The sequence below is a fragment of the Paenibacillus luteus genome (assembly GCF_006542765.1).
GTDB classification, from domain to species: Bacteria; Bacillota; Bacilli; order Paenibacillales; family Paenibacillaceae; genus Pristimantibacillus; species Pristimantibacillus luteus.
Genome location: NZ_SKCD01000025.1, coordinates 71,299 through 93,317, shown reverse-complemented (window position 1 = coordinate 93,317; position 22,019 = coordinate 71,299). Strand labels below are relative to the sequence as shown.

The 22,019-nt window shown below is 47.2% G+C and carries 12 protein-coding genes, 1 tRNA gene and 1 pseudogene; 7 read left to right on the top strand and 7 right to left on the bottom strand.

Going from position 1 to position 22,019, the window contains the following annotated elements:
- Positions 1-13: 13 nt before the first annotated feature.
- From E0496_RS20160 to E0496_RS20145, 4 genes are all read left to right on the top strand, one after another.
- Positions 14-169 carry a small acid-soluble spore protein P gene (locus E0496_RS20160; RefSeq protein WP_139990642.1) on the top strand — a complete coding sequence of 52 codons (156 nt, stop codon included), beginning with the start codon at positions 14-16 and terminating at the stop codon, positions 167-169.
- Positions 170-314: 145 nt separating this feature from the next.
- Positions 315-1,370, top strand: a complete 1,056-nt coding sequence (locus tag E0496_RS20155) for a hypothetical protein (protein ID WP_141503627.1) — start codon at positions 315-317, stop codon at positions 1,368-1,370.
- A 161-nt stretch (positions 1,371-1,531) separates the two neighbouring features.
- Positions 1,532-1,864 (top strand): PadR family transcriptional regulator, encoded by a 333-nt coding sequence (locus tag E0496_RS20150; RefSeq protein ID WP_141503626.1) that lies wholly within the window; start codon positions 1,532-1,534, stop codon positions 1,862-1,864.
- Complete coding sequence (locus tag E0496_RS20145) at positions 1,861-3,228, top strand: FtsW/RodA/SpoVE family cell cycle protein (protein ID WP_141503625.1); 1,368 nt, start codon at positions 1,861-1,863, stop codon at positions 3,226-3,228. Before E0496_RS20150 ends, E0496_RS20145 begins: the two co-directional genes overlap by 4 nt.
- Positions 3,229-3,283: 55 nt before the next feature.
- On the opposite strand, the gene E0496_RS20140 is transcribed toward E0496_RS20145, so the two are convergent.
- The 4 genes and pseudogenes from E0496_RS20140 to E0496_RS20125 form a co-directional block, all read right to left on the bottom strand.
- A complete protein-coding gene (locus tag E0496_RS20140) occupies positions 3,284-3,613 on the bottom strand; it encodes a hypothetical protein (protein ID WP_141503624.1) in 330 nt (109 codons plus the stop codon).
- Positions 3,614-3,831: 218 nt separating this feature from the next.
- Complete coding sequence (locus E0496_RS20135; RefSeq protein ID WP_141503623.1) at positions 3,832-4,650, bottom strand: AIM24 family protein; 819 nt, start codon at positions 4,648-4,650, stop codon at positions 3,832-3,834.
- Positions 4,651-4,706: 56 nt separating this feature from the next.
- Positions 4,707-5,267: pseudogene (locus tag E0496_RS36595) on the bottom strand (TerD family protein); the annotation flags it as partial.
- A gap of 540 nt (positions 5,268-5,807) precedes the next feature.
- Entirely contained in the window at positions 5,808-6,212 is a 405-nt protein-coding gene (locus E0496_RS20125; RefSeq protein WP_141503621.1) for a YhjD family protein, read from the bottom strand.
- Between the two features lie 300 nt (positions 6,213-6,512).
- On the opposite strand from E0496_RS20125, the gene E0496_RS20120 reads away from it, so the two are divergent.
- The gene (locus E0496_RS20120) at positions 6,513-11,669 is read left to right on the top strand and encodes an InlB B-repeat-containing protein (RefSeq protein ID WP_141503620.1); all 5,157 of its coding nucleotides are present in this window, start codon (positions 6,513-6,515) and stop codon (positions 11,667-11,669) included.
- Between the two features lie 633 nt (positions 11,670-12,302).
- On the opposite strand, the gene E0496_RS20115 is transcribed toward E0496_RS20120, so the two are convergent.
- The 3 genes from E0496_RS20115 to E0496_RS20105 form a co-directional block, all read right to left on the bottom strand.
- On the bottom strand, positions 12,303-13,232 hold the full coding sequence (locus E0496_RS20115) for a response regulator (RefSeq protein WP_141503619.1): 930 nt from the start codon (positions 13,230-13,232) through the stop codon (positions 12,303-12,305).
- Positions 13,229-15,016, bottom strand: a complete 1,788-nt coding sequence (locus tag E0496_RS20110) for a histidine kinase (RefSeq protein ID WP_206669824.1) — start codon at positions 15,014-15,016, stop codon at positions 13,229-13,231. Before E0496_RS20110 ends, E0496_RS20115 begins: the two co-directional genes overlap by 4 nt.
- A 417-nt stretch (positions 15,017-15,433) precedes the next feature.
- Positions 15,434-15,508, bottom strand: a tRNA-Arg gene (locus E0496_RS20105).
- Positions 15,509-15,897: 389 nt separating this feature from the next.
- On the opposite strand from E0496_RS20105, the gene E0496_RS20100 reads away from it, so the two are divergent.
- Positions 15,898-17,049 (top strand): HD domain-containing phosphohydrolase, encoded by a 1,152-nt coding sequence (locus E0496_RS20100; RefSeq protein WP_141503617.1) that lies wholly within the window; start codon positions 15,898-15,900, stop codon positions 17,047-17,049.
- 430 nt (positions 17,050-17,479) lie between these two features.
- Positions 17,480-22,019: beta strand repeat-containing protein (locus tag E0496_RS36925; RefSeq protein ID WP_161601498.1), on the top strand; the 4,540-nt coding region annotated here is incomplete at its 3' end.

Sequence of the window (22,019 nt, the reverse complement as noted above, 5' to 3'; positions counted from 1 at the left end):
GGAGGAATTCCCTTTGTCAAAGCCAGATAGTATTCCTGTACCCGAAAGCAATCCGAATTCCGGTAAATCCAAACAAAACAGCGGTGGCGGACAGCAAGCGCCGTTATCTGGATCGAAAAAAACGAAGCAGCGCAATCATGTGGACCATCATAATCCAGAAGGTTCATAAATCGATACTTTAGTCCAGAAAATGAATAGATCAAACGTCCCGTTTCGCTAATTCGAAACGGGATTTTTTGGATATAACTTCTAAAAGGTGCTTATTTAGTATAGAATGGAGGTGCTCATAAAAAGATAGGGGAGGAACTTACTACATGAAGAAAGTACAGAAAATAGCGATTCTTTTGTTAGCCGTTATTTTAGTGGTCATTGCAGGTTGCAGCTCGGGGAAACCGCCGAAGGCAGCATTGCAAGCCGCTATGACGAAGATCTCAGAGGCGGACTCATATGCATTAAAAATGTCATTAGGTTTGGATGAATTGGAAATTCCGCAAGATTCGGCGCTTGAGGGGGATTTGGCTGCTACGGCAGCGGTCGTGGGCATGCTTAAGGATGCTGCGATTACCGTGGATGCTGTATATCAGAAAAATCCTATGCGCACCGACATGAATATGCAAATTGTCATTCCAGGCGACATGGAGATGAAGCTGACGGTACCGATGATTATGACGGAAGAAACGTTATATGTGAAGGTGCCGCAAATTCCAATGCTGCCGCTGCCTGAAACGATCACGGGCAAATTCATTAAGATCGATCTTAAGGAGCTGGCAGAGCAGCAGGGCGCTGCTGACATTGATTTGGAAGCGCAGCAGAAGCTAGGCAAGGAGCTTAGCGAAGTATTGCTGAAGCATTTTGACGAGAAGACCTATTTTAGCCAGCCTAAAGCGGAAGAAGCAGGCTTGCCTGCAGATTTCAAAGCAGATCAGGTCGTAGCGTTTGAAATTAACGAAAGCAATTATCCTCAGACCGTTGACACAATTGTCAACAAAGCATTGCCTGAGGTGCTTGATGTGCTTCTGAAGAACGAAGCTACTTTGAAGACATTGACGCTTGAGAAAGCGGATATCGAGAAGTTCAAAACAGATCTGGAAACGAACAAAGCAGAAATCTTGGACACGTTGAAAAACAATGTCAAAATCAATACGCTTAAAGCGACTGCTGCTATTTCGGACGGTTACTTGTCCTATCAAGCAGGCAAGCTGAACTTTGAGGCTTCTGACGAAGCAAGCGGTCAAAAAATGAAGCTGGGTATGCACTTTGACGTGACTTATTCGGATATCAACAAAAAGCCAACGTTTGAAGAAATTCCAGCTGATGCAATTACGCTGGATGAGCTAACACAAATGTTTCAGCTCCCAACGGGTCTGTAATCGGGTACGAAAAAGAAGCCTTCCTTTTTAAGGACTGCTTCTTTTTTTTTGAAAAATAGGAAAGTATAAGTTTCTATCGGCTTGTTTTATTAGGGGAGCCTCTATATACTTATACATAGATATTCGATGTATAGATATCCGATACATAGGAGGAGGCAGCCGTGAAAATTAATAAGGAGCTTATGAAGGGCAGTACCGTCATTTTGATTCTGACACTGTTGGAGCGCAAGGAAATGTACGGCTATGAGATGACGAAGGAAATTGAGCGGAGCTCGAGCGGCGTATTTACGTTCAAGGAAGGGACGCTCTATCCCATCCTACATACCCTTGAGCTAGAGAAGCTTGTTGAATCTTACTGGCATGAGGAAGGCGGCCGTAAACGTAAGTATTATCGCATTACGGAGCGTGGGAGAGGGCAGTTGGAGGAAAAGAAACAGGAGTGGACATTATTTCGCACAACCGTAGATAGGGTAATCGGGGAGGGCCAAGCATGAGCCGAAATAATAGCCCGGGGTCCGTCGACTCTTTTGTTGAGCAAGTATGTAGTCATGTAAAGGCTAAGGATGTGCATCCCGATATCCAACTGGAGATGAAGAGCCATCTGGAGGATTTAATGGAGGATAAGCTTAGTGAAGGGCTGAGCCAAGAAGAGGCCACCCATCAGGCATTGGCCCAGATGGGCAATCCAGATCAAATTGGCAAGCAGCTGCATACGGCTCATAAGCCGGTTATGGAATGGAGCCTGGCCGTGATCGTAGCGGTTATGGTGGGGATAGGGCTGGTTGTGATGTATGCGCTGCAGATTGCATACAGTGGGCAAGCCAGTGGGCAGCCTAGTGATTTTTATGGTCATTTATTGTTTAATAAAGCTTTCTTTTCAGGGATAGGGGTGCTGCTCCTCGTTGCCATTTACTTTCTGGATTATCGGAAAATAAGGAAATACTCGTGGCATCTTTATTTCGTCACCATAACGTTAATGTTAGTTTGTTCGGTTGTTGGTACTGAAATTAATGGAGCAAAGCGATGGATTGCAGTCGGTGGTTTTGCCTTTGATATCTATGCCCTTTCTACTTATCTTTTTCTGATCGCCGCATCCGGCATGCTGCTAGGACGCAAGAAAATGAAGCGCGGTACTTTCCGTAATGTGGGAGAGCTCATTAAGATGACTCTTATCTATGTTGTGGTACCAGCACTGTTATATATGAAAGGAAATTCTTTTTTTGACTTTATTGGATACGGACTTGGCCTTTTCATTTTGCTGATATTTATTGCTAAGGCGTACAAGCTGATTTTTGCCGGTATGGCATCGCTACTTGTTATTGTAATAGGTTCAATGCTGACGATGGAATTTCGGGTTCAAAATGCATTGGAGCGGTATGTTTCCTTTTTTATGTGGACGGACCCGGAAGGCTTGGGATATCAAAGACAGAACGCCATTGATGCGGTTCTGAATGCAGGCATGTGGGGACATGGCTTTGGGGTATTAAATGAAAAGATACGTTATTTGCACAGCGATATGGTGTTTAGCTATATCATCTATAGTTTTGGATGGGTTTTCGGCAGTATATTGTTATTGTTTACAATTCTTTTTCTCTTCAAATCGTATAGTGCCATCAGAGGCTTAAAAGATTCTTATGCCAAGGCTATTGGATTCTCTCTATTATCCATTATTGGCTTTCGGTTTATTTGGAATATCTTAATGACACTAGGAATCGTACCCATTGCATCTCTTAACATGCCATTTGTATCTTATGGAGGGTCAGGCGGTATTCTCGAGCTGATGGCGATGGGGATGATTCTAAGCGTGTGCCGAAGACGGAATATGGTAAGTCAGCTCGATCGTGAAGTTTGGATGTAACAAACGAAGGGCTGTCCAGCAGGAAATCAACTGCGGGGACAGCCCTTATGTTTGATTAGAAGCTGCCAGGAGCAGGCGGGTACGGAGGAGTTGGATAATTATCCTTCTTGGATGCTGCCCAGAAAAGAATGGCTGCCGTCGTGAGGTGCATAATCATGCCAAGGATTGGGATCCAGGCAAGAACCGAGGTGATAATGCCCAAAATGCTGCCTACGACTGATTTATTATGCTGAGAGCAAAGCACTAAGGTTACGATATGGAGAACAAGAGTCGCGAAAAGAACCGTGTACCCTGATAAAATAACGATGGATCCACCCAGGAGAGGAATACCTAAAATAGCTTCAATAATTGCGGTAACGAGAAGTAGTGTGCTTGCGGCCTTCATATTTTTACCTCCTTGTTCGTTGATTTAAGATATTTATGGCAGAGTATGCAAAACCATTTGCAATCCAGTTGACTGCCTTTCCTTTTGTACGCAGCAAGCGTCGTTAAGGTTACAGGTTTCCAAATCCTTGAGGCTCAAAAAATGTACTTCCTTTGAAAAAAAGACCTTGCCGCTAGGCAAGGTCTGACTCAAGCATAAGCATAAGAATGAATAGCTAATTACTTCAGAAATTTGCCGATAATTCCACCGAGACCGCCGCTTTCTTGTCCTTGCAGCTGTCCCTGGCCTTGGCCATGCCCTTGGTTTCCTCCAAACGTGTTGCCAAAAGCGCTGCTTTGTTCCTGAGGCTGGTAGCGTTTGTCATCCATTCCGAATTTCACGCCGCTCTCACGCTCGAATGGCTGTACAATGACAACTTGGTTAGGGTCGCTGAACTCATACATATAGGATTCGCCTGAGGTTTGGCCGATTAACGTTTTCCAATTCACGTCAATCTTAACCTTAGGGGCAGAGCCTGTCCAAGCAACGATGGCATCGGGGTCTACACGGCAAGGGCCTTGCAGCACTAAGGGGTTACCATTTGTCTTTACGGCAACCTGTGCGCCGTGGCCGTTATAAGTTAGCTTAGACGTAAACAAGCCGCGTTGGGAAAGAACGCCTGAACCAATAATCGTTACACCATAATGACAGGTTTCTGTGAACGCAAGCAGATCCTCACTCTCGACGCTGACGCTTTGCCAAGGGCCGCCTTGCTCCAAATTAATAATCGTTACATGTGAATTTTGATCAGCAAGGTAAACCGTGCCTTGCCCCTCAACCTCCATAATTTCGAGGTTTTCTCCCGTTACTCTGCGCATGCCGTGATTAATGACCTGACCGATAACATTCCCGGAATTAGTTCCTAATAGGCGTTTTGAATATTTGAATTTTCCGTTATAGGCTTGATCTGCGACCATAGCTCCTTTTTTGGCAAAGAAATGGCCTTGACCCTCTGCCTTTAGGAACAGCTCGCGTTCTACTTGAAATTGAAACGGCATAACGGGTTACCTCCAATAATAGGGAAATGAATTGCTGTAAGTGAAAAATGAATCAATTACATTGCGCCGTAGTGCGCGCAAATGCCGGCCAAATCTAGCGTCAAGCCGGTACCGATTGCGTTGAATTTCCACTCATTTCCATGACGGTAAACCTCGCCCGCCAAAATGGATATGGAAGTGGAATAATCCTCAGATAGATCAAATCTGCAAATCTCTGATCCGTTAGCTTGATTTACAATACGAATATAGGCATTGGACACTTGTCCAAAATTTTGATTTTTACGAATAGCTTCATCAATGGTTACTGTAAATACAATTTTTTGGATATCCAACGATACTCTGGACAATTGAATTTCAACGGATTCATCGTCGCCGCTTCCTTGACCGTCGCGGTTGTCGCCTTTATAGCGGATGGAGCCGTCCGGACTAACCATATTATTATAAAAGACGATATGGCTAGAGGATGGAACTGTGTTAGTCTGGCCTAGCAAAAACACCTCGGCATCTAAATCATAGCTCTGGCCCTGCAGCGTATTCGTGTCCCAGCCAAGTCCGATTTTCAGAAAATCAAGCCCAGCATTGCCCTTGGTCAAATCCAGCTTCTGTCCTTTGGTAAGAACAAGTCCCCCGCCTGGGCTAGCTTGAGGTGCGGGTGCTGCACCGAAACCGTTATTGGGCGCTCCGCCCGGAAAACCGCCCTGCTGGATACCGCCCTGTTGAATACCGCCCTGTTGAATACCGCCCTGTTGAATACCGCCCTGTTGAATACCGCCTTGCTGAATACCGCCTTGCTGGATACCGCCTTGCTGGATACCGCCTTGCTGGATACCGCCCTGCTGGATACCGCCTTGGCCTCCAAGGTTGTTGGATGGCCTTCCTGAATTGAAATTAATCCCCATGCTAATTGCCTCCTCAAAGCGTAATAAATAAAGTTTTTGTCAGTTTGTGTTGGTGAAAAATGTATCTTCTGTAGAAGTATATGAAACTATTTGTAGTATATCAGATTGGAATGGAAGATGTTAATTGATTGTTTTGTCTTTCTTGTCGAACGCTGGCATATCGGGCAAAGCAAACAAAAAAAGCCTCGCCTTAAATCGAGACTTTAAGAATAACGAACGGCTTTATTATAGGGTGTTCTTATTTTAGAGGTAAACCATTCATGGCTTCGTGAAAATGCCAGTATTATAAGCAGATATTCGCCTATTAATTTCATTGCGTATGTATTCGTGGGAGTAGGCTGCGGTTTCTTCGAATCCACGACAATTATAGCGATAGCTAACATTACCATTAGAACTGCTATCCTTACAAACAGTAATTCCACTGCGAATTAGTAACCGGGTGTTCAGCGTTAGGTCGGCTTTCATTTGCATCATAACCAGATCTGCTGCCCGGGCAAAAATAGAACGCAGCGCCCTCGCTTTACGATCCAACTCGCGTCGATTACGCTCAACAACAATGAGTGCCAGCGGGAGCACAATAGATTCTTGTATCAGCTGGATATCTTCAATCGATGGCGGGTAGTGGAGAGCAGGTTCATTCAACTCGGTTAACGGCATAGCCATATGTCAATCACCTCAAGGATATTATATGCGAACAAACGTTCTGTAGTCAACCTACCTTTGCCCTAAACAACACATCTAACTTTTGGATGCAGCGGAATTTATACGAAGCATGGGCTCGGGAATTCTTTTCAACTTGCGTCTTCACATTGACCTCATCCCATCGTTTTTTCTCTTCGTAGTTCGGTCGGTCAATTGCATATCTTCGCAATCGCCTGAAATGTGTTCAGATTCCATTTAGATCGGTCTGGTAAGATCAGTAATTGACTGCAAGTTGAAAGATGATGAGGAGGAAAACTGAACTTGTATAAACGCCTATTAAGTCTGTTGCTAGCGTCATGTATACTCTTAACCTTAATGACTCCTGGGATTTCTGCTGCTTTACCGAATACTGTCGAACCTGCGGCAGCAACCCAAACGACTGCTCAGCCCGTGCCTCAAAGCTTGTTTGAAGACGTGACACTCTCAGCTTGGTTCTACGATGCGGTCATGTATGTCAAGCAGAATGGCTTATTCAGCGGTACAAGCAAAAATCGCTTTTCACCGGACGAAACGATGAGTCGTGCCATGTATGTTACTGTACTTGGGCGAATCGCCAAAGTGGATGCAAGCCATTACAAAACTTCCGCATTTATAGATGTGCAGCCGGACGCTTGGTACGCGCCTTATGTGCAATGGGCAACCGAAAGCGGCATCACAAGCGGAACCGGCAGTAACCGATTTTCGCCGGATGCCGCTATTTCGAGAGAGCAGATGGCAGTGCTGACATTGAAGTATTTTGAAAGCGATCGTATCCCTTATCAAACAATCAATAGTACATCTAAGCCGGGCGACATATCCGACATTTCTCCATGGGCGGTTGATGCGGCGGTAAAGCTTTGGCAGGCCGGCTTGTTTACCGGTATTTCAAACGGCAATTTTGAGCCGCATGCAAAGGCAACTCGCGCTGAAGCGGCCGCGCTTTTTATGCGTACGGACAAAGTAGCGAGGGTCAGTGACAGCACAACCTATACGGTTGCGTTTGACTCGAACGGCGGCTCGCCAATCGACAGCTTGAGTCTGAATCGAGGCGAATCGCTGAATCAGCTTCCACTCGCATTCAAGCAAGGCTCCATTTTCAATGGCTGGTATAAAGATCGTGCATTTACACAACCGGTAATGAAACACGATACCGTCAAGAGCGACATAACCTTGTATGCCAATTATATGGCATCGCCTGATGATGCTGTGAAAATCACTCCGAATGCATATGCAATGGAGCAGGCGCCAAACTTTAAGATCGCCGTGAAAGATTCTACAGGTAAAATGACGGCGGCAGCCGTTCAAGCCGGCATGACATTCAAATCTCCGTCCAATCCTGATTTTGTAGGAATTGCGGTAACCGGCTCGAACGGCAGCTTTACAATAGCAGCAAAAAATGGTGGATTCGAAGAGGGCAGCACCTATCAAATCACTTTGAATGGTACAAGCCTTGCTTTCACAGGCAAAGACGCAACAACCAGAAATTATATTTTTAGTATTGCCAGACAAGAGGTCATGCGCCTGCCTCTAAATCCTTACATGATTTACTTGAAGTTTTCCGATATTTCTCAGATGAGCCAGAATGGCGTATCCGTTGCTTCCCCTTCGATCGCTGTAATGAGCGCGAACGTTGGCGGTGGATCGGGTCAGAACCCATCCCCTGCTGCGAGCGGTACCTTTCGATATGATGGAAACACGCGCTTGAAAGTGGGAGATACCGTCTCTGTTTATGAAGGGACCCGCCCCGATCTGCGCACTTTGAATACGTCCGATGATGGAGATATCGCCTATGTTGCGATTACTGCGATCAACGGGAATATCTATTCCTACACCGGCGCAAACCTGATGAACGTTCTGCTTAAACCGAACGTGCTGCCGGTCGATCCTGCGTCGGACACCGATGGGGACAGGACGAACCGCTCCATCACGGTCGCTCCGGCGTCGATGGATTATTCCAACGCCAAATATGCGCCTATGGGTCTTAACGCCGCTACCGTTGCTAGAGTCGGGGACTACCTTGCGCTCGTCAATATGCGTACGGGAGCTTCTTCAGGCTACGGGAAAGTGACGTCCATCTCAAGCTCAGGGAATCAATATGTCATTGCTTATACGGATGCGACACAAGATGACATTACTCACGCCCTAAATTTCTATAAGCAGGAAACGATTGACGGAGCCGACCTGTTGTCGCAATCTGAGATCACTGCTTTGGAGAATCAAATTAAGCAACAAGCGCTGGCAAGCGGCTTTGTCGATGAAGCAGCAAACCAATTGTCAGCTGCCGCTTTGCAAACCGACAGCTTCAAAACGTTGAGCGCAGCCAGTGTACCAACACCCTTGCGGAACGGCAAAAAACCGGAAGTCCGTACGCTCTCCTTGGAACCGGGAGAAGAGAATGCGGACGTCACTTTGCATAACTTGCAGGTTTCAGCAAACGTTGGCACGACGTTATCCCATTTTCAGGGGAAATCTGGTATGCGTCTTAATCTCGCAGTTTCAAGCGATATTCAAGTTTCGACAGGTGCAAAAAACGATATCCTTATCCATATGAACGCTGCATTTACGGAAGAAATCGCCTTGAGCGTGGGCGTGAACGGCAACACGGTATGGGGATATATCGATCTGGGACTTTTCGATCTTCCGTATCCCAAGGATTATCAAGCAAGCGCCAACCTGGACGCCTTCACGTTTACAAGCATTGACGCTTCTGCGCAGATCGGCACTGTAGCAGCGGATACTCCGCTTGACGCTTACGCGAATATCTGGAATACTGCCAAAAACAAAGTAGACATCAAGGCACAGCTGAAAGCGGTTCTGGAGCAGTCTCCTTCCACACCGGCCACGGTAAACGTCAATACGTTGGTGGAAAGCTATCAAGCCATGCTGGAGAACGAGACGGATTGGGTTGACCTTGTTGAAGAAGAAATCTTCGAATACGACAAACACCTTTTAATGGGTCTCCTTCATATCAACTTTAAAGGGAATTTTGTCATTAGCATGAATCCGAATATTGCCTTGGGAATCGGCTTCAGCTATGAATCCGCGAAAAGATATACAGCCAGCTTTAAACTCAGCGAAGGGTCTCCTTCTTTCGGAACGGTAGACTTGCCGGGCGACGGCACCTATGACTTCTATTTCTATGTGATGGGAACGCTGGGGTTAAAAGCAGGGATTCGTCTCGACTTGGCAGCAGGTTTGTTCCATGTCGAATTGGATAGTGTCGGGATTACGGCAGAGGGGGGCGCTTACCTTCAGCTCTACGGGTATTTCTATTACGAGATCTCATCTTCGGCAAAGGCAAAAACGTTAGGAGCGCTGGTTCTGGAAATCGGCATGTATGTGGAGGCAGAGTGGGGGGCACAGATCTTCGGCGGGTCAATCTCGTATTCCGACCTCTTTTATAGTGAGTACTGGCCGCTTTATAGAGCCGGCACGCCGAATGGTCATTTCATCGATTTCGCCTATGAAGAAAAAGAAGCGCCTTCCTTTGTCGCTTTTGAGGAGAAAAGCTTCCCATCCATTGATGACGCCTTTAAGCTGAAAGATTTGAATTTGGTAACGGGAGAGATCATTACTGGTAAAGATCGTCCTCAGAATTACACCATCACTTTTAATAACAATAAGTTTACGTACGATTCGAAGACATCCCGTGTAACCGTATCGCCAACAGCCGCGGATGATATTCTAACCAGCAGGATGACCGTAACGTGGAAGGGCTCAACAACGGGTTTAAATTCCCTTCCCTACTCGCGCAATATTGATTTGACCTGGTACAAGAGCGGATACGGCTCTATCCATTTGAATCCCAATGTTCTAGTGTCAGATGAAATTCAATTGTACAATTTCGGGAGGATTGTACTGCCGGTCAAAGCGTCAGTTAAAAAAGAAAAGAGATTAACAAACGTGCCCAAAGTGACTGGGTTTACATTCAAGGGTTGGGCCTTGGATGCTGCAGGAACGAAGCCCTACATTATTCCTGACACTATGCCATCAGGAAATATAACGCTTTATGCGCAATGGACACCGCACACAAATATATCCTACTTAGTCGATTACATTACGGTCGATCCCAATACAGGGGACCGCACCACCAAGAAAAAAAACACCTTTTCCGGTACGGCAGGAGCTTCTGTTTCACCGGAACCGATAAAAATCGAAGGATACGATACACCGCGAGCACAGACCATTATAATAGCCGGAACCGGTTTCTCGAAACTGAGCTACGAATACTTGCCTGCCACGCGTAAAATGACTTTCTATACCGACTTGGGCGGAACCTCGATTGTTTATTCGGCCAGAAGTCTTTCGGCGGTACCGGGCAGTGCGGTACCGAATTTCTCCAAGCCGGGTTATACCTTTGCTGGCTGGTCACAGGCAATTCCAAGCACGATGCCGTTAAACGACACCACTTATACAGCGACCTGGAAGATAAGGACTGATATGCCTTATCGTGTTTCGGACAGATTGCAAGGTCTCGGAAGCACCTCGCTTTACGTTGAAGCCGGCACGGGAAGTTTCCAAGGGACAACTGGGGCACTTGCGGAACCAGCGACCCAGCAGTATCCCGGCTTTACCTATGACCATAGCACAGCCTATGACAGCAGCGGCAAAGCATTGGCAACGAGTACGGTTGCAGCCGATGGAAGCCTCACGATCGTGCGTTATTACACGCGCAACAGCTACAACTTGACGTTTGATGCAAACGGAGGCACTGGCGGTTCCAAAGCTCGAGTTCAGTACGGCGCTGCCATACAGGCGCCAACCGTAACGAGGTCAGGCTGTTCTTTCACCGGTTGGTCGCCTGCGCTGGCAAACACGATGCCGGCTCAAGACATATCCTATGTCGCAAAATGGTATTGTTCGCCGCCGGCACCAACGCCGGCACCAACACCAGTCCCAACACCGATCCCAACACCGGTCCCAACACCGGTCCCAACACCGGTGCTTAGCGGCGCCAAGTTGGTTTTGACCAATATGAACGGGAATGTGAGTGGAGGCAGCCTTTCGGCTCCAAGCACTCTGACCGTAGGTCAGTTTTTGAGCGGGTTAACGTTATCCCCGCACGCTGTCGCAAACGTGCTGGACCAAGATTTGGTACCTGTAACCGATGAGACGTCCGATATCACTTCAAGCATGATCGTACGTGTTACTGCTCAAAATTTGTCCACTGCGGATTATGTTATCCTGTACAACGATGTTACATTGACATCGCTATCGTCCAGCTATCAGATTGATCCGGTCGCAGGAACGATTACCGTGCCTCGGTATACGTACTATGGCACCTTTACACGTGCTGTCGCCGGACCACTGAATGGAAGCTATAAAGCTTATCATCAGGACAATACAGAGATTACACACGATAATCTGCAAACCACCGATCGGTTGGTCGTAACCGCACAGGACGGCACTCAAAAGACGTATACCTTTGTGATACCATAAGTTCATAGAAAATCCTGGCACGTAACAATGAAATCGCCCGCACCTGATCACAGGGTGCGGGCGATTTTGCTTAGAACAGTTGCTTTTTTTGAAAATTTGATAAAAGAATAACGGCTTGCCCATATGATTACACTTCGTTGCAGGAACAAAACCAACCAACCTGGGCACAGATCCCCTCGTGGACTGGTGCGTATTTAAAACCAATTCATAGCTATCCTGCACAATAACAGGGTAGACACCGCATATGGGCCATGATTGGAAGCTATCCTGCACGCCTGCATGAGAGCTTCGTGAAACGAGCTCAAATTGATGTGTTTCAGGTCCCGAATGATTAAAGTTACTGCAAAAGTGCAGGATAGGCGGTAAAAATGCGTATAAAGGGCGAAGTTACTGCAAAAGTGCAGGATAGATACGGCAGCAGATGGAGTGAGAAGTAGTTGTGAACAGGACAGAGTAGGACCACTGTATTAAAGTAATGTTTGTCTTATTGACGCTAAGCGGAGTGCTGCTGTTTTAGCTGCTTATGGGCAATTTCTTAAATGGTTGGGGTTGCAATAGCAAGAAGGAGTATGGATTTGTTGGAACAGTAGAAGAAACGACGACCTCGTTTCTTCTTATCAGGACGCTATTCGTTCAGAGCATTTTTTTCATTTCATAGTATGAGGCTGTTTTCTCATCGCCGTGTTCCTTATAAAATTGAATTAGAATATGCAATGCATTGTCGAACCTTACTTCGTAAGGCTGTTGTAAACTTAATGTCCAAGAATAAAGCTTACTTTCAAATAGCATGCCTTTGTACAGCTCTACCATTTGCTCAAGAATCTCTATTTTACTCTTATCTGCATCATAATTTTCACTGATGTGATCGAAATCGAGCAAATCCATTTTAATGTCTTCAATGTTGAGCCAAATGTTCCCGAGTCTGCTCTTAATCAAATCATGAATCCCAAAAGCGTCGAATCGCTTCTTTAAGTTATATTGCGTCGTATATAAGTTTGCATAACCTTTTTCCATCTCCAAATTGGGCCACAAGTCATTAATGATTCGTTCTCTGGACACGTACTTGCCGTTCATGCATAGCAAATAGGCAAAAAGCTCTTCCGTTTTTTTGGTTCGCCAATTGTCGTCGATTAATTTCCCGTTTATATATACGGCAAAATCGCCAAAACATTGGATCTCCATTTTGTGCCCCATGCCGCTTTTGCTTCTAATCTTCTTTATTTTTTCCAAGGTGACATAAAGCTGTTCGAACTTCACCGGCTTAACGAGAAAATCCAACGCTTTTGTTTCAAGCGTGTCTGTCACATAGGCATGGTAAGCGGATGTAAAAACGAAATCCATATCCGGCCTTTTTTTGAACATCATCCCGAGCAAGGCTATGCCATCGATCTCCGGCATTTCGATATCTAAAAAAGCAAGATCTGGCTGTATGCTGCTCATTTCTTCTAAGGCTGCTGCAGGATCGTCATACATCGCAACGACTTCGACATCCGCAATTTTTTCGAGCTTGCTCTTCAAGTTCCGCAGCGCATAATATTCATCGTCTACAATAATAACTTTCATGGCTGCTCCTTAATGGGTATGTCAAAATGAACCAAAGTTCCTTTACCCTTCTCGCTGACGATATGAAGCTGCGTTCCATATTCGGCCTTAAGCCGCGCATTTATGTTGGCAAGCCCAATGCCCTTGCCCGGCGAGTATTCAAGAAGTTTATATTTGTCCGCGTCTTCAATGCCGATGCCGTCGTCTTCTACCGTTATCAAGAAGCCATGTTCAAGCTCCTTAACCCTGATCGTGACTGTTCCTGCAATTTTCCTTTTACGAATTCCGTGTTTAATTGCATTTTCCACCAAGGGTTGAATAACAAAGCGCGGCACCTTCAACTGAATACCTGAATCGATTTCATAGTTGACAACTATTTTGTTCGGGAACCTTGCTTGCTCAATGCGAACATAAAACTTGACTGCATCCAGCTCCTCGTGGATAGAAATAAATCTTTCCGAATTGCCGTAATCAAATATATTTCTGAGATAATGGGATAAATCGTTGACCAAGCTTCCCGCTTTTTCTTTGTTTTCAGCAATAATTCCTTCTATTACATTCAAGGTGTTGTGAACAAAATGCGGATCCATTTGTGCCCGGATGAAAGCAAGCTCAAACTGCCTGGATTGAATTTCGGAATTTTCAAATAGAACTTGATTGTGTTGCTTCTCTGCATTTAATTTATTAATGATTTCTGCGAGAGACAGGGCAAAGGCGGTAGCGGAGGCACAAGAAAGAAAAAATAAGTAATAAATAATAATGTAACTTTGAGGCAGCACTCCGAAAACCATCAAATAAAACAGGATTACCGACACCAAACATAAGAGCCATGCCGTTATGAGTTGCGGCGAACGAATGGTATTGTTCTTTATTCCTTTAAACATAATGATAAAATACAATACAAACACCACAGAAGATGCGCCCGCACCAAATGCTCCCAGTTCTTTACTGATGAAAAAAAACAGCAATAAAGTGATAGGGAAGTAAGCGATGAGCAGCTTTAAACAAAAATCGATCTTGGGAAATCTGGTTTTGGTCTGAAAAATCGCTCTCATAAAAATGGCGATGGCAAGCGACATGAGAATGCCGATGCCCGTGGAATATTCCACAATCCAATAGGCGTACTTGAAGCCCGTAATGTTTAAAAGTCCGGTCATTGCTGCATTCCACAGCAAGGTGGTGAAAACATAAAAGCAGTATTTTATAAAAGTTTTGTTTTTTATGGCTAAGCCCATGACCAAATTATAAAAAAACAATGCCGCCAAAACGCCGAATAAGATGCCCCCTGCCCAGACGTTTATCATGCTCGTCTTCCTAAAGAGATCATCATTTACGAGCTGGGCAATAAAGTTTTGTCCGTATAACGATTTGCTTGTCATGTATATGTACTGATTATGATCATAATGAGGCGGGATTTTGAATGCGGGGTAGACATAACCGATTTCATCGGAATTGCTCTTATACGCGTACCCAAAATGCTTTATTTCGTAATCGTTACTTGTTGGGAGGTAAATCGTCATATCTTCAAAAAGAGGGTTGTTTATTGTAAGGTAATTGATTTCATCCGCGTTATACCGGTTTATTTTTATTTTGAACCATAATCGGACCGGAGAATAGCCAACCTTGGAATAGTTGCCAGGCAAAGCTACGAATTGATCGCTGACTTTAACATCGGACAAGGTCATGTTTCCTGAATTGTCTTGTAGAATCTCCATACGGATATCATCTTTGGATTTGTTTGCGTCCTGAAAGTAAATGGCGAAAACGAATGCGGTGCAAAGCGATATGGCTAAAAAAATGGTCATGATTTTTATTGGAAATTTAGTGGATTCCGATACCATAAACATGCTCCCCAGTAACCTCGAACGGTGTCGACTCTTGGAGCAATTTTACCATGGTTCCTTCTATCCTTCAATCTATCCTTGGTGCTCAGGCGGACCTAAGCTGACGACCCGGACGAGGCGCTCCGGAATTGGATTCATTCGGAATTCGCGACTGTTGACCTTCGGGAGATGCGTTTGCCGCCGCAAACAATCACATCGTTCATCATTCGCGCCACGTGCTAATCGAGGGAGAGGACTCGATATTAGGATACTTGCCCTAAATTCCTTCAAATTTTGTCAGATTCTACGGTACTCTATTTGACAAGTAACGAGCTAGAATATCCTCATTAAAAATAAAAAAGAACCGTACAACAGTACGGTTCTGAAAGGTATGGAAAATGGCGGCCCCGGCCAGAATCGAACTGACATCTACCCTTTAGGAGAGGGTTGCTCTATCCGTTGAGCTACGGAGCCACAAAAACGAAAACAATATCATAAGTTGAAATGGGACTTGAAGAGATGCGTTCACCATCTCGAACCCAAAGAGCCGTTCTTGCCCAATGATTGTTGTCTTGTTGTTGTTCTAATGACAACCAAAGGACAACCTTACCAGTAGTAAGCGCCTCGCACAAACGGACGCGCAGCAACATTAATCTTATCATGAGAAGAGTAGGAAGTGCAAGATTAGAACCCAGATTTACAAACCGGGAAGGCATTGAAAAGGAATTTTAGGTAGTTTGTGTAGTGCGTTCTGCAATTTTTGTCGAAAAACCTATCTAAAGATGTAAGAATAGCAGGAATTATAGCGATGGAAGCGAATATTGTTAGGAATATTGAGATTGAACGGCCGGAGGAGTCCCCACATGCATGACAGCACTCATGATTCCCTATCATTTAAATTAGACTTATCTCCCGAACAAATGTTAAAGGTTATTTTTGAATATACTGCAAAAATAGCGATTGAGAAAAAGCTAGAATCCGTTCTTATTCTAATGGCACATATGGGTCGAGAGATGGTTGTGGCAGACCGCTGCACAGTCTGGCTTATTGATGCCGCTCGTGCTGAATTGTTTACCGTGGTAGCCCATGGAATAAAGGAAATAAGAATTCCTTATGGGAGCGGGCTGGTAGGTGCAGCGATCAGCACGGGACAGCCTATTTTTATAGATGATGCTTATGAAGATGCTCGACACAATCCGGAGAGTGATAAAAAAACAGGCTACCGCACAAAATCGATTATGACCATCCCTTTTCGGAACAACCAAGGTGAGGTAATGGGGGCCTATCAGGCGATCAATAAATTAACTCAAGTTCAAACCTTCTCAACGCAAGATATGGAATATTTGTCTCTGGCTGCATCCTATTCAGGGAAATCTCTAGAATCCATTATGCTGCATGAGGAAATTATTGAAACGCAAAAAGAAATTATTTTGGCAATGGGAAAAATCGGTGAAGGCCGATCAAAAGAAACGGGCAATCATGTGAAACGAGTAGCTCAGTACTCCTATATCTTGGCACTAGGATTAGGCATGAGTGAGTGGGAAGCTGATATGCTGCGAAGTGCTTCCCCTATGCATGATATTGGAAAGGTAGCTATCCCTGATTCTGTGTTAAATAAACCGGGAAAGCTCACAGAAGAAGAATTCGAACAAATGAAGCAGCATGCAGATATTGGCTACGATTTCTTGCGGAATTCCAAAAGGCAGCTTCTGCAGGCTGCGGCAATAGTAGCTTGGCAGCACCACGAAAAGTGGGACGGGTCAGGGTATCCGAGGGGGCTTAAGGGAGTGGATATCCATTTATACGGCCGAATCACTGCGCTTGCAGATGTTTTTGATGCATTAGGGAGCTCCCGCGTTTACAAACCGGCTTGGAAGCTGGATCGCATACTTGAGTTAATTAAGGCAGAACGGGGACGTCATTTTGACCCTATGGTGGTGGATGTCTTTTTTAAAGAGCTGCCTTCTATATTGGAAGTTAGAGATCGGGAAGCGGACATCCCCGAACTAGAATAATGCTTGCTGGCAAGACCTCATCGGAGAAATCCTTTGAGGTCTTTTTTTACTAAATAAAGAGATTGGCCTATATATATTTTAAAATTCAGCATTTTTTGCCTGTCCGTGACTTGCACTACTAGGTATATACCGTGTTCGAAATCGGATTTGGACATAGACTGATTTAGCTATTATATACCTCTGTCTTTACCATAGCAGGTTTTTACTATAGGAGCGGGAGGGCGAAAGAACATTCATGAACAATAAAGTGCAAACCAAAAGATTGAATGAAGCAATCCAAAAGCTGGAATCGGCGAAAGGTTTAATTAAATTGAAACGATTAAACCATGCGAGGAACCAAATTCTTGAAGCTGTCTCTTCATGTGGTTGCATTGTAAATAAACAATCGAGAAAGAAACGCAACGGCGAAATTTAACGGAGGTGTGTAAGAGTGGCGAAACACCGGGCGAGATGCCTGCGGAAAATAAACCTAGCAATCCTTGAGCTGCGTAAAGCAAAAAGACTTACACGCAGAAATAAGATTCAAAGCGCGCAAAATGATGTCAGAGATTCCATCGTTATTCTCAAAAAAGCGCTAAATTGCTTGGATGGTCCCCATCCGCATCCCCATCCGCATCCTCATCCAAAGCCAAAACCGAAACCGAAACCGAAACCTGGTCATAGAGGAAGAAGGGGACCGAGAGGTTTCAGAGGTCCAAAAGGGGCAAGAGGCTCTAGAGGTTTCAGGGGTTTTAACGGTGAGGCGGGTGCTGCTGGTACTCAAGGAGCAACCGGTGCAACAGGGGCAAGTGGCCAAGTCGGTGCTGCAGGCGCACAGGGACCTACGGGCCCAAGGGGAGCAACTGGAGCAGGGTTAAACGGCATTGTAGCGTTTAATCCATCGGCAGAATCAGGGTATCAAGTTGGGCAGGTTGTGACGTTTAATGGCAGCTCATACGTTGTCAACTCGGCACCGCCAACGGGAAATCCGGAAACCTCGTCTAATTACACGCTGCTTGCTGCAAAAGGTGCCACAGGTGCTGGTGCGACTGGAGCTACAGGCCCAACAGGTGCGACGGGCGTAGGCTTAAACGGTATCGTTGCTTTTGATCCTTTGGCTGCACCAGGCTATCCGTTAGGCCAAGTGGTTACCTATAATGGCAGCACATATGTTGTAAATACAGTTCCATTAACAGGTACACCGGGTTCCTCACCAGATTACACTCTACTAGCTGCAGGTGGCGCAACGGGAGCGACAGGAGCAACCGGAGCGGGGGTAACGGGAGCTACTGGACCAACAGGCGCAACAGGCGTTGGTCTAAGCGGTATTATGGTCTTTAATCCACTAGCTGCACCAGGCTATCCAGTAGGCCAAGTGGTTACCTATAATGGCAGCACGTATATTGTCAATACAGCTCCGCCAACAGGCACGCCAGGCACCTCACCAGATTACACGTTGTTAGCGGCAAGCGGTGCAACTGGAGGAACAGGTTCTACAGGTTCTACAGGTGCAACTGGGGCAGGAGCAACGGGAGCCACTGGGTCAACAGGTGCAACAGGAACAGCAGGCGTGACGGGAGCGACAGGAGCTACGGGTGTTACTGGAGCAACAGGTGTCGGAGTGACTGGGGCTACGGGAGCAACAGGCGTTGGCCTAAGCGGTATTGTGGTCTTTAATCCACTAGCTGCACCAGGCTATCCAGTAGGCCAAGTGGTGACGTTTAATGGGAGCACGTATATTGTCAATACAGCTCCGCCAACAGGCACGCCAGGCACCTCACCAGATTACACGCTGTTAGCGGCAAGCGGTGCAACTGGAGGAACAGGTGCTACAGGTTCTACAGGTGCAACTGGGGCAGGAGCAACGGGAGCCACTGGGTCAACAGGTGCAACAGGAACAGCAGGCGTTACAGGAGCGACGGGTGTTACTGGAGCTACAGGTGTTGGAGTGACTGGGGCAACCGGAGCAACAGGAGTTGGTCTAAGCGGTATTGTGGTCTTTAATCCATTAGCTGCACCAGGCTATCCAGTAGGCCAAGTGGTGACGTTTAATGGGAGCACGTATATTGTCAATACAGCTCCGCCAACAGGCACGCCAGGCACCTCACCAGATTACACGCTGTTAGCGGCAAGCGGTGCAACTGGAGGAACAGGTGCTACAGGTTCCACAGGTGCAACCGGGGCAGGAGCAACGGGAGCCACTGGGTCAACAGGTGCAACAGGAACAGCAGGCGTTACAGGAGCTACGGGTGTTGGAGTGACTGGGGCTACGGGAGCAACAGGCCTTGGTCTAAGCGGTATTGTGGTCTTTAATCCATTAGCTGCACCAGGCTATCCAGTAGGTCAAGTGGTGACGTTTAATGGCAGCACGTATATTGTCAATACAGCTCCGCCAATAGGCACGCCAGGCACCTCACCAGATTACACGTTGTTAGCGGCAAGCGGTGCAACTGGAGGAACAGGTTCTACAGGTTCTACAGGTGCAACTGGGGCAGGAGCAACGGGAGCCACTGGGTCAACAGGTGCAACAGGAACAGCAGGCGTGACGGGAGCGACTGGAGCTACGGGTGTTACTGGAGCAACAGGTGTCGGAGTGACTGGGGCTACGGGAGCAACAGGCGTTGGCCTAAGCGGTATTGTGGTCTTTAATCCACTAGCTGCACCAGGCTATCCAGTAGGCCAAGTGGTTACCTATAATGGCAGCACGTATATTGTCAATACAGCTCCGCCAACAGGCACGCCAGGCACCTCACCAGATTACACGCTGTTAGCGGCAAGCGGTGCAACTGGGGGAACAGGTTCTACAGGTTCTACAGGAGCAACGGGAGCCACTGGGTCAACAGGTGCAACAGGAACAGCAGGCGTGACGGGAGCGACAGGAGCTACGGGTGTTACTGGAGCAACAGGTGTCGGAGTGACTGGGGCTACGGGAGCAACAGGCGTTGGCCTAAGCGGTATTGTGGTCTTTAATCCATTAGCTGCACCAGGCTATCCAGTAGGTCAAGTGGTGACGTTTAATGGCAGCACGTATATTGTCAATACAGCTCCGCCAACAGGCACGCCAGGCACCTCACCAGATTACACGCTGTTAGCGGCAAGCGGTGCAACTGGAGGAACAGGCGCTACAGGTGCAACCGGGGCAGGAGTAACGGGAGCCACTGGGTCAACAGGTGCGACAGGAACAGCAGGCGTGACGGGAGCGACAGGAGCTACGGGTGTTACTGGAGCAACAGGTGTCGGAGTGACTGGGGCTACGGGAGCAACAGGCGTTGGTCTAAGCGGTATTGTGGTCTTTAATCCATTAGCTGCACCAGGCTATCCAGTAGGTCAAGTGGTGACGTTTAATGGCAGCACGTATATTGTCAATACAGCTCCGCCAATAGGCACGCCAGGCACCTCACCAGATTACACGTTGTTAGCGGCAAGCGGTGCAACTGGAGGAACAGGCGCTACAGGTTCTACAGGTGCAACCGGGGCAGGAGTAACGGGAGCCACAGGGTCAACAGGCGCGACAGGTGCGACAGGAACAGTAGGCGTTACAGGAGCTACGGGAGCAACAGGCGTTGGCTTAAGCGGTATTGTGGTCTTTAATCCATTAGCTGCACCAGGCTATCCAGTAGGTCAAGTGGTTACATTTAATGGCAGCACGTATATTGTCAATACAGCTCCGCCAATAGGCACGCCAGGCACCTCACCAGATTACACGTTGTTAGCGGCAAGCGGTGCAACTGGAGGAACAGGTGCTACAGGTGGAACTGGAGCAACAGGAACAGCAGGAGTAACGGGAGCAACTGGTGTAACAGGAGCAACGGGAGCCACTGGGTCAACAGGTGCAACAGGAACAGCAGGCGTGACGGGAGCGACAGGAGCTACGGGTGAAACTGGTGTAACAGGAACAGCAGGAGCAACAGGAGGAACTGGAGCAACTGGTGTGACAGGAGCTACGGGTGAAACTGGTGTAACAGGAACAGCAGGAGCAACAGGAGTAACGGGAGCAACCGGAGCAACAGGTGTGACAGGAGCTACAGGAGGAACTGGTGCAACAGGAACAGCAGGAGCAACCGGAGCAACAGGTGTGACAGGAGCTACAGGAGGAACTGGTGCAACAGGAACAGCAGGAGCAACCGGAGCAACAGGTGTGACAGGAGCTACGGGTGAAACTGGAGCAACAGGAACAGCAGGAGTAACGGGAGCAACAGGTGTGACAGGAGCTACGGGTGGAACTGGTGCAACAGGAACAGCAGGAGTAACGGGAGCAACAGGTGTGACAGGAGCTACGGGTGAAACTGGAGCAACAGGAACAGCAGGAGTAACGGGAGCAACCGGAGCAACAGGAGCTACAGGAGGAACTGGTGCAACAGGAACAGCAGGAGCAACCGGAGCAACAGGTGTGACAGGAGCTACGGGTGGAACTGGAGCAACAGGAGCAACAGGAGGAACTGGAGCAACAGGTGTGACAGGAGCTACGGGTGAAACTGGTGTAACAGGAACAGCAGGAGCAACAGGAGTAACGGGAGCAACCGGAGCAACAGGTGTGACAGGAGCCACTGGTGGAACTGGAGCAACAGGAACAGCAGGAGCAACTGGAGCAACTGGTGTAACAGGAGCTACGGGTGGAACTGGAGCAACAGGAACAGCAGGAGTAACAGGAGCAACCGGAGCAACAGGTGTGACAGGAGCTACGGGTGAAACTGGTGTAACAGGAACAGCAGGAGCTACGGGTGAAACTGGAGCAACAGGAACAGCAGGAGTAACGGGAGCAACCGGAGCAACAGGTGTGACAGGAGCTACGGGTGAAACTGGTGCAACAGGAACAGCAGGAGTAACAGGAGCTACAGGAGGAACTGGTGCAACAGGAACAGCAGGAGTAACAGGAGCTACAGGAGGAACTGGTGCAACAGGAACAGCAGGAGCAACCGGAGCAACAGGTGTGACAGGAGCTACGGGTGAAACTGGAGCAACAGGAACAGCAGGAGCAACCGGAGCAACAG

Excerpts from the sequence above, each read along its gene's own strand:
- E0496_RS20140 (WP_141503624.1), bottom strand. The coding sequence starts at position 3,613 with ATGAAGGCCGCAAGCACACTACTTCTCGTTACCGCAATTATTGAAGCT.
- E0496_RS20100 (WP_141503617.1), top strand. The coding sequence starts at position 15,898 with ATGCATGACAGCACTCATGATTCCCTATCATTTAAATTAGACTTATCT.
- E0496_RS20135 (WP_141503623.1), bottom strand. The coding sequence starts at position 4,650 with ATGCCGTTTCAATTTCAAGTAGAACGCGAGCTGTTCCTAAAGGCAGAG.
- E0496_RS20115 (WP_141503619.1), bottom strand. The coding sequence starts at position 13,232 with ATGAAAGTTATTATTGTAGACGATGAATATTATGCGCTGCGGAACTTG.
- E0496_RS20125 (WP_141503621.1), bottom strand. The coding sequence starts at position 6,212 with ATGGCTATGCCGTTAACCGAGTTGAATGAACCTGCTCTCCACTACCCG.
- E0496_RS20145 (WP_141503625.1), top strand. The coding sequence starts at position 1,861 with ATGAGCCGAAATAATAGCCCGGGGTCCGTCGACTCTTTTGTTGAGCAA.
- E0496_RS20155 (WP_141503627.1), top strand. The coding sequence starts at position 315 with ATGAAGAAAGTACAGAAAATAGCGATTCTTTTGTTAGCCGTTATTTTA.
- E0496_RS20110 (WP_206669824.1), bottom strand. The coding sequence starts at position 15,016 with ATGACCATTTTTTTAGCCATATCGCTTTGCACCGCATTCGTTTTCGCC.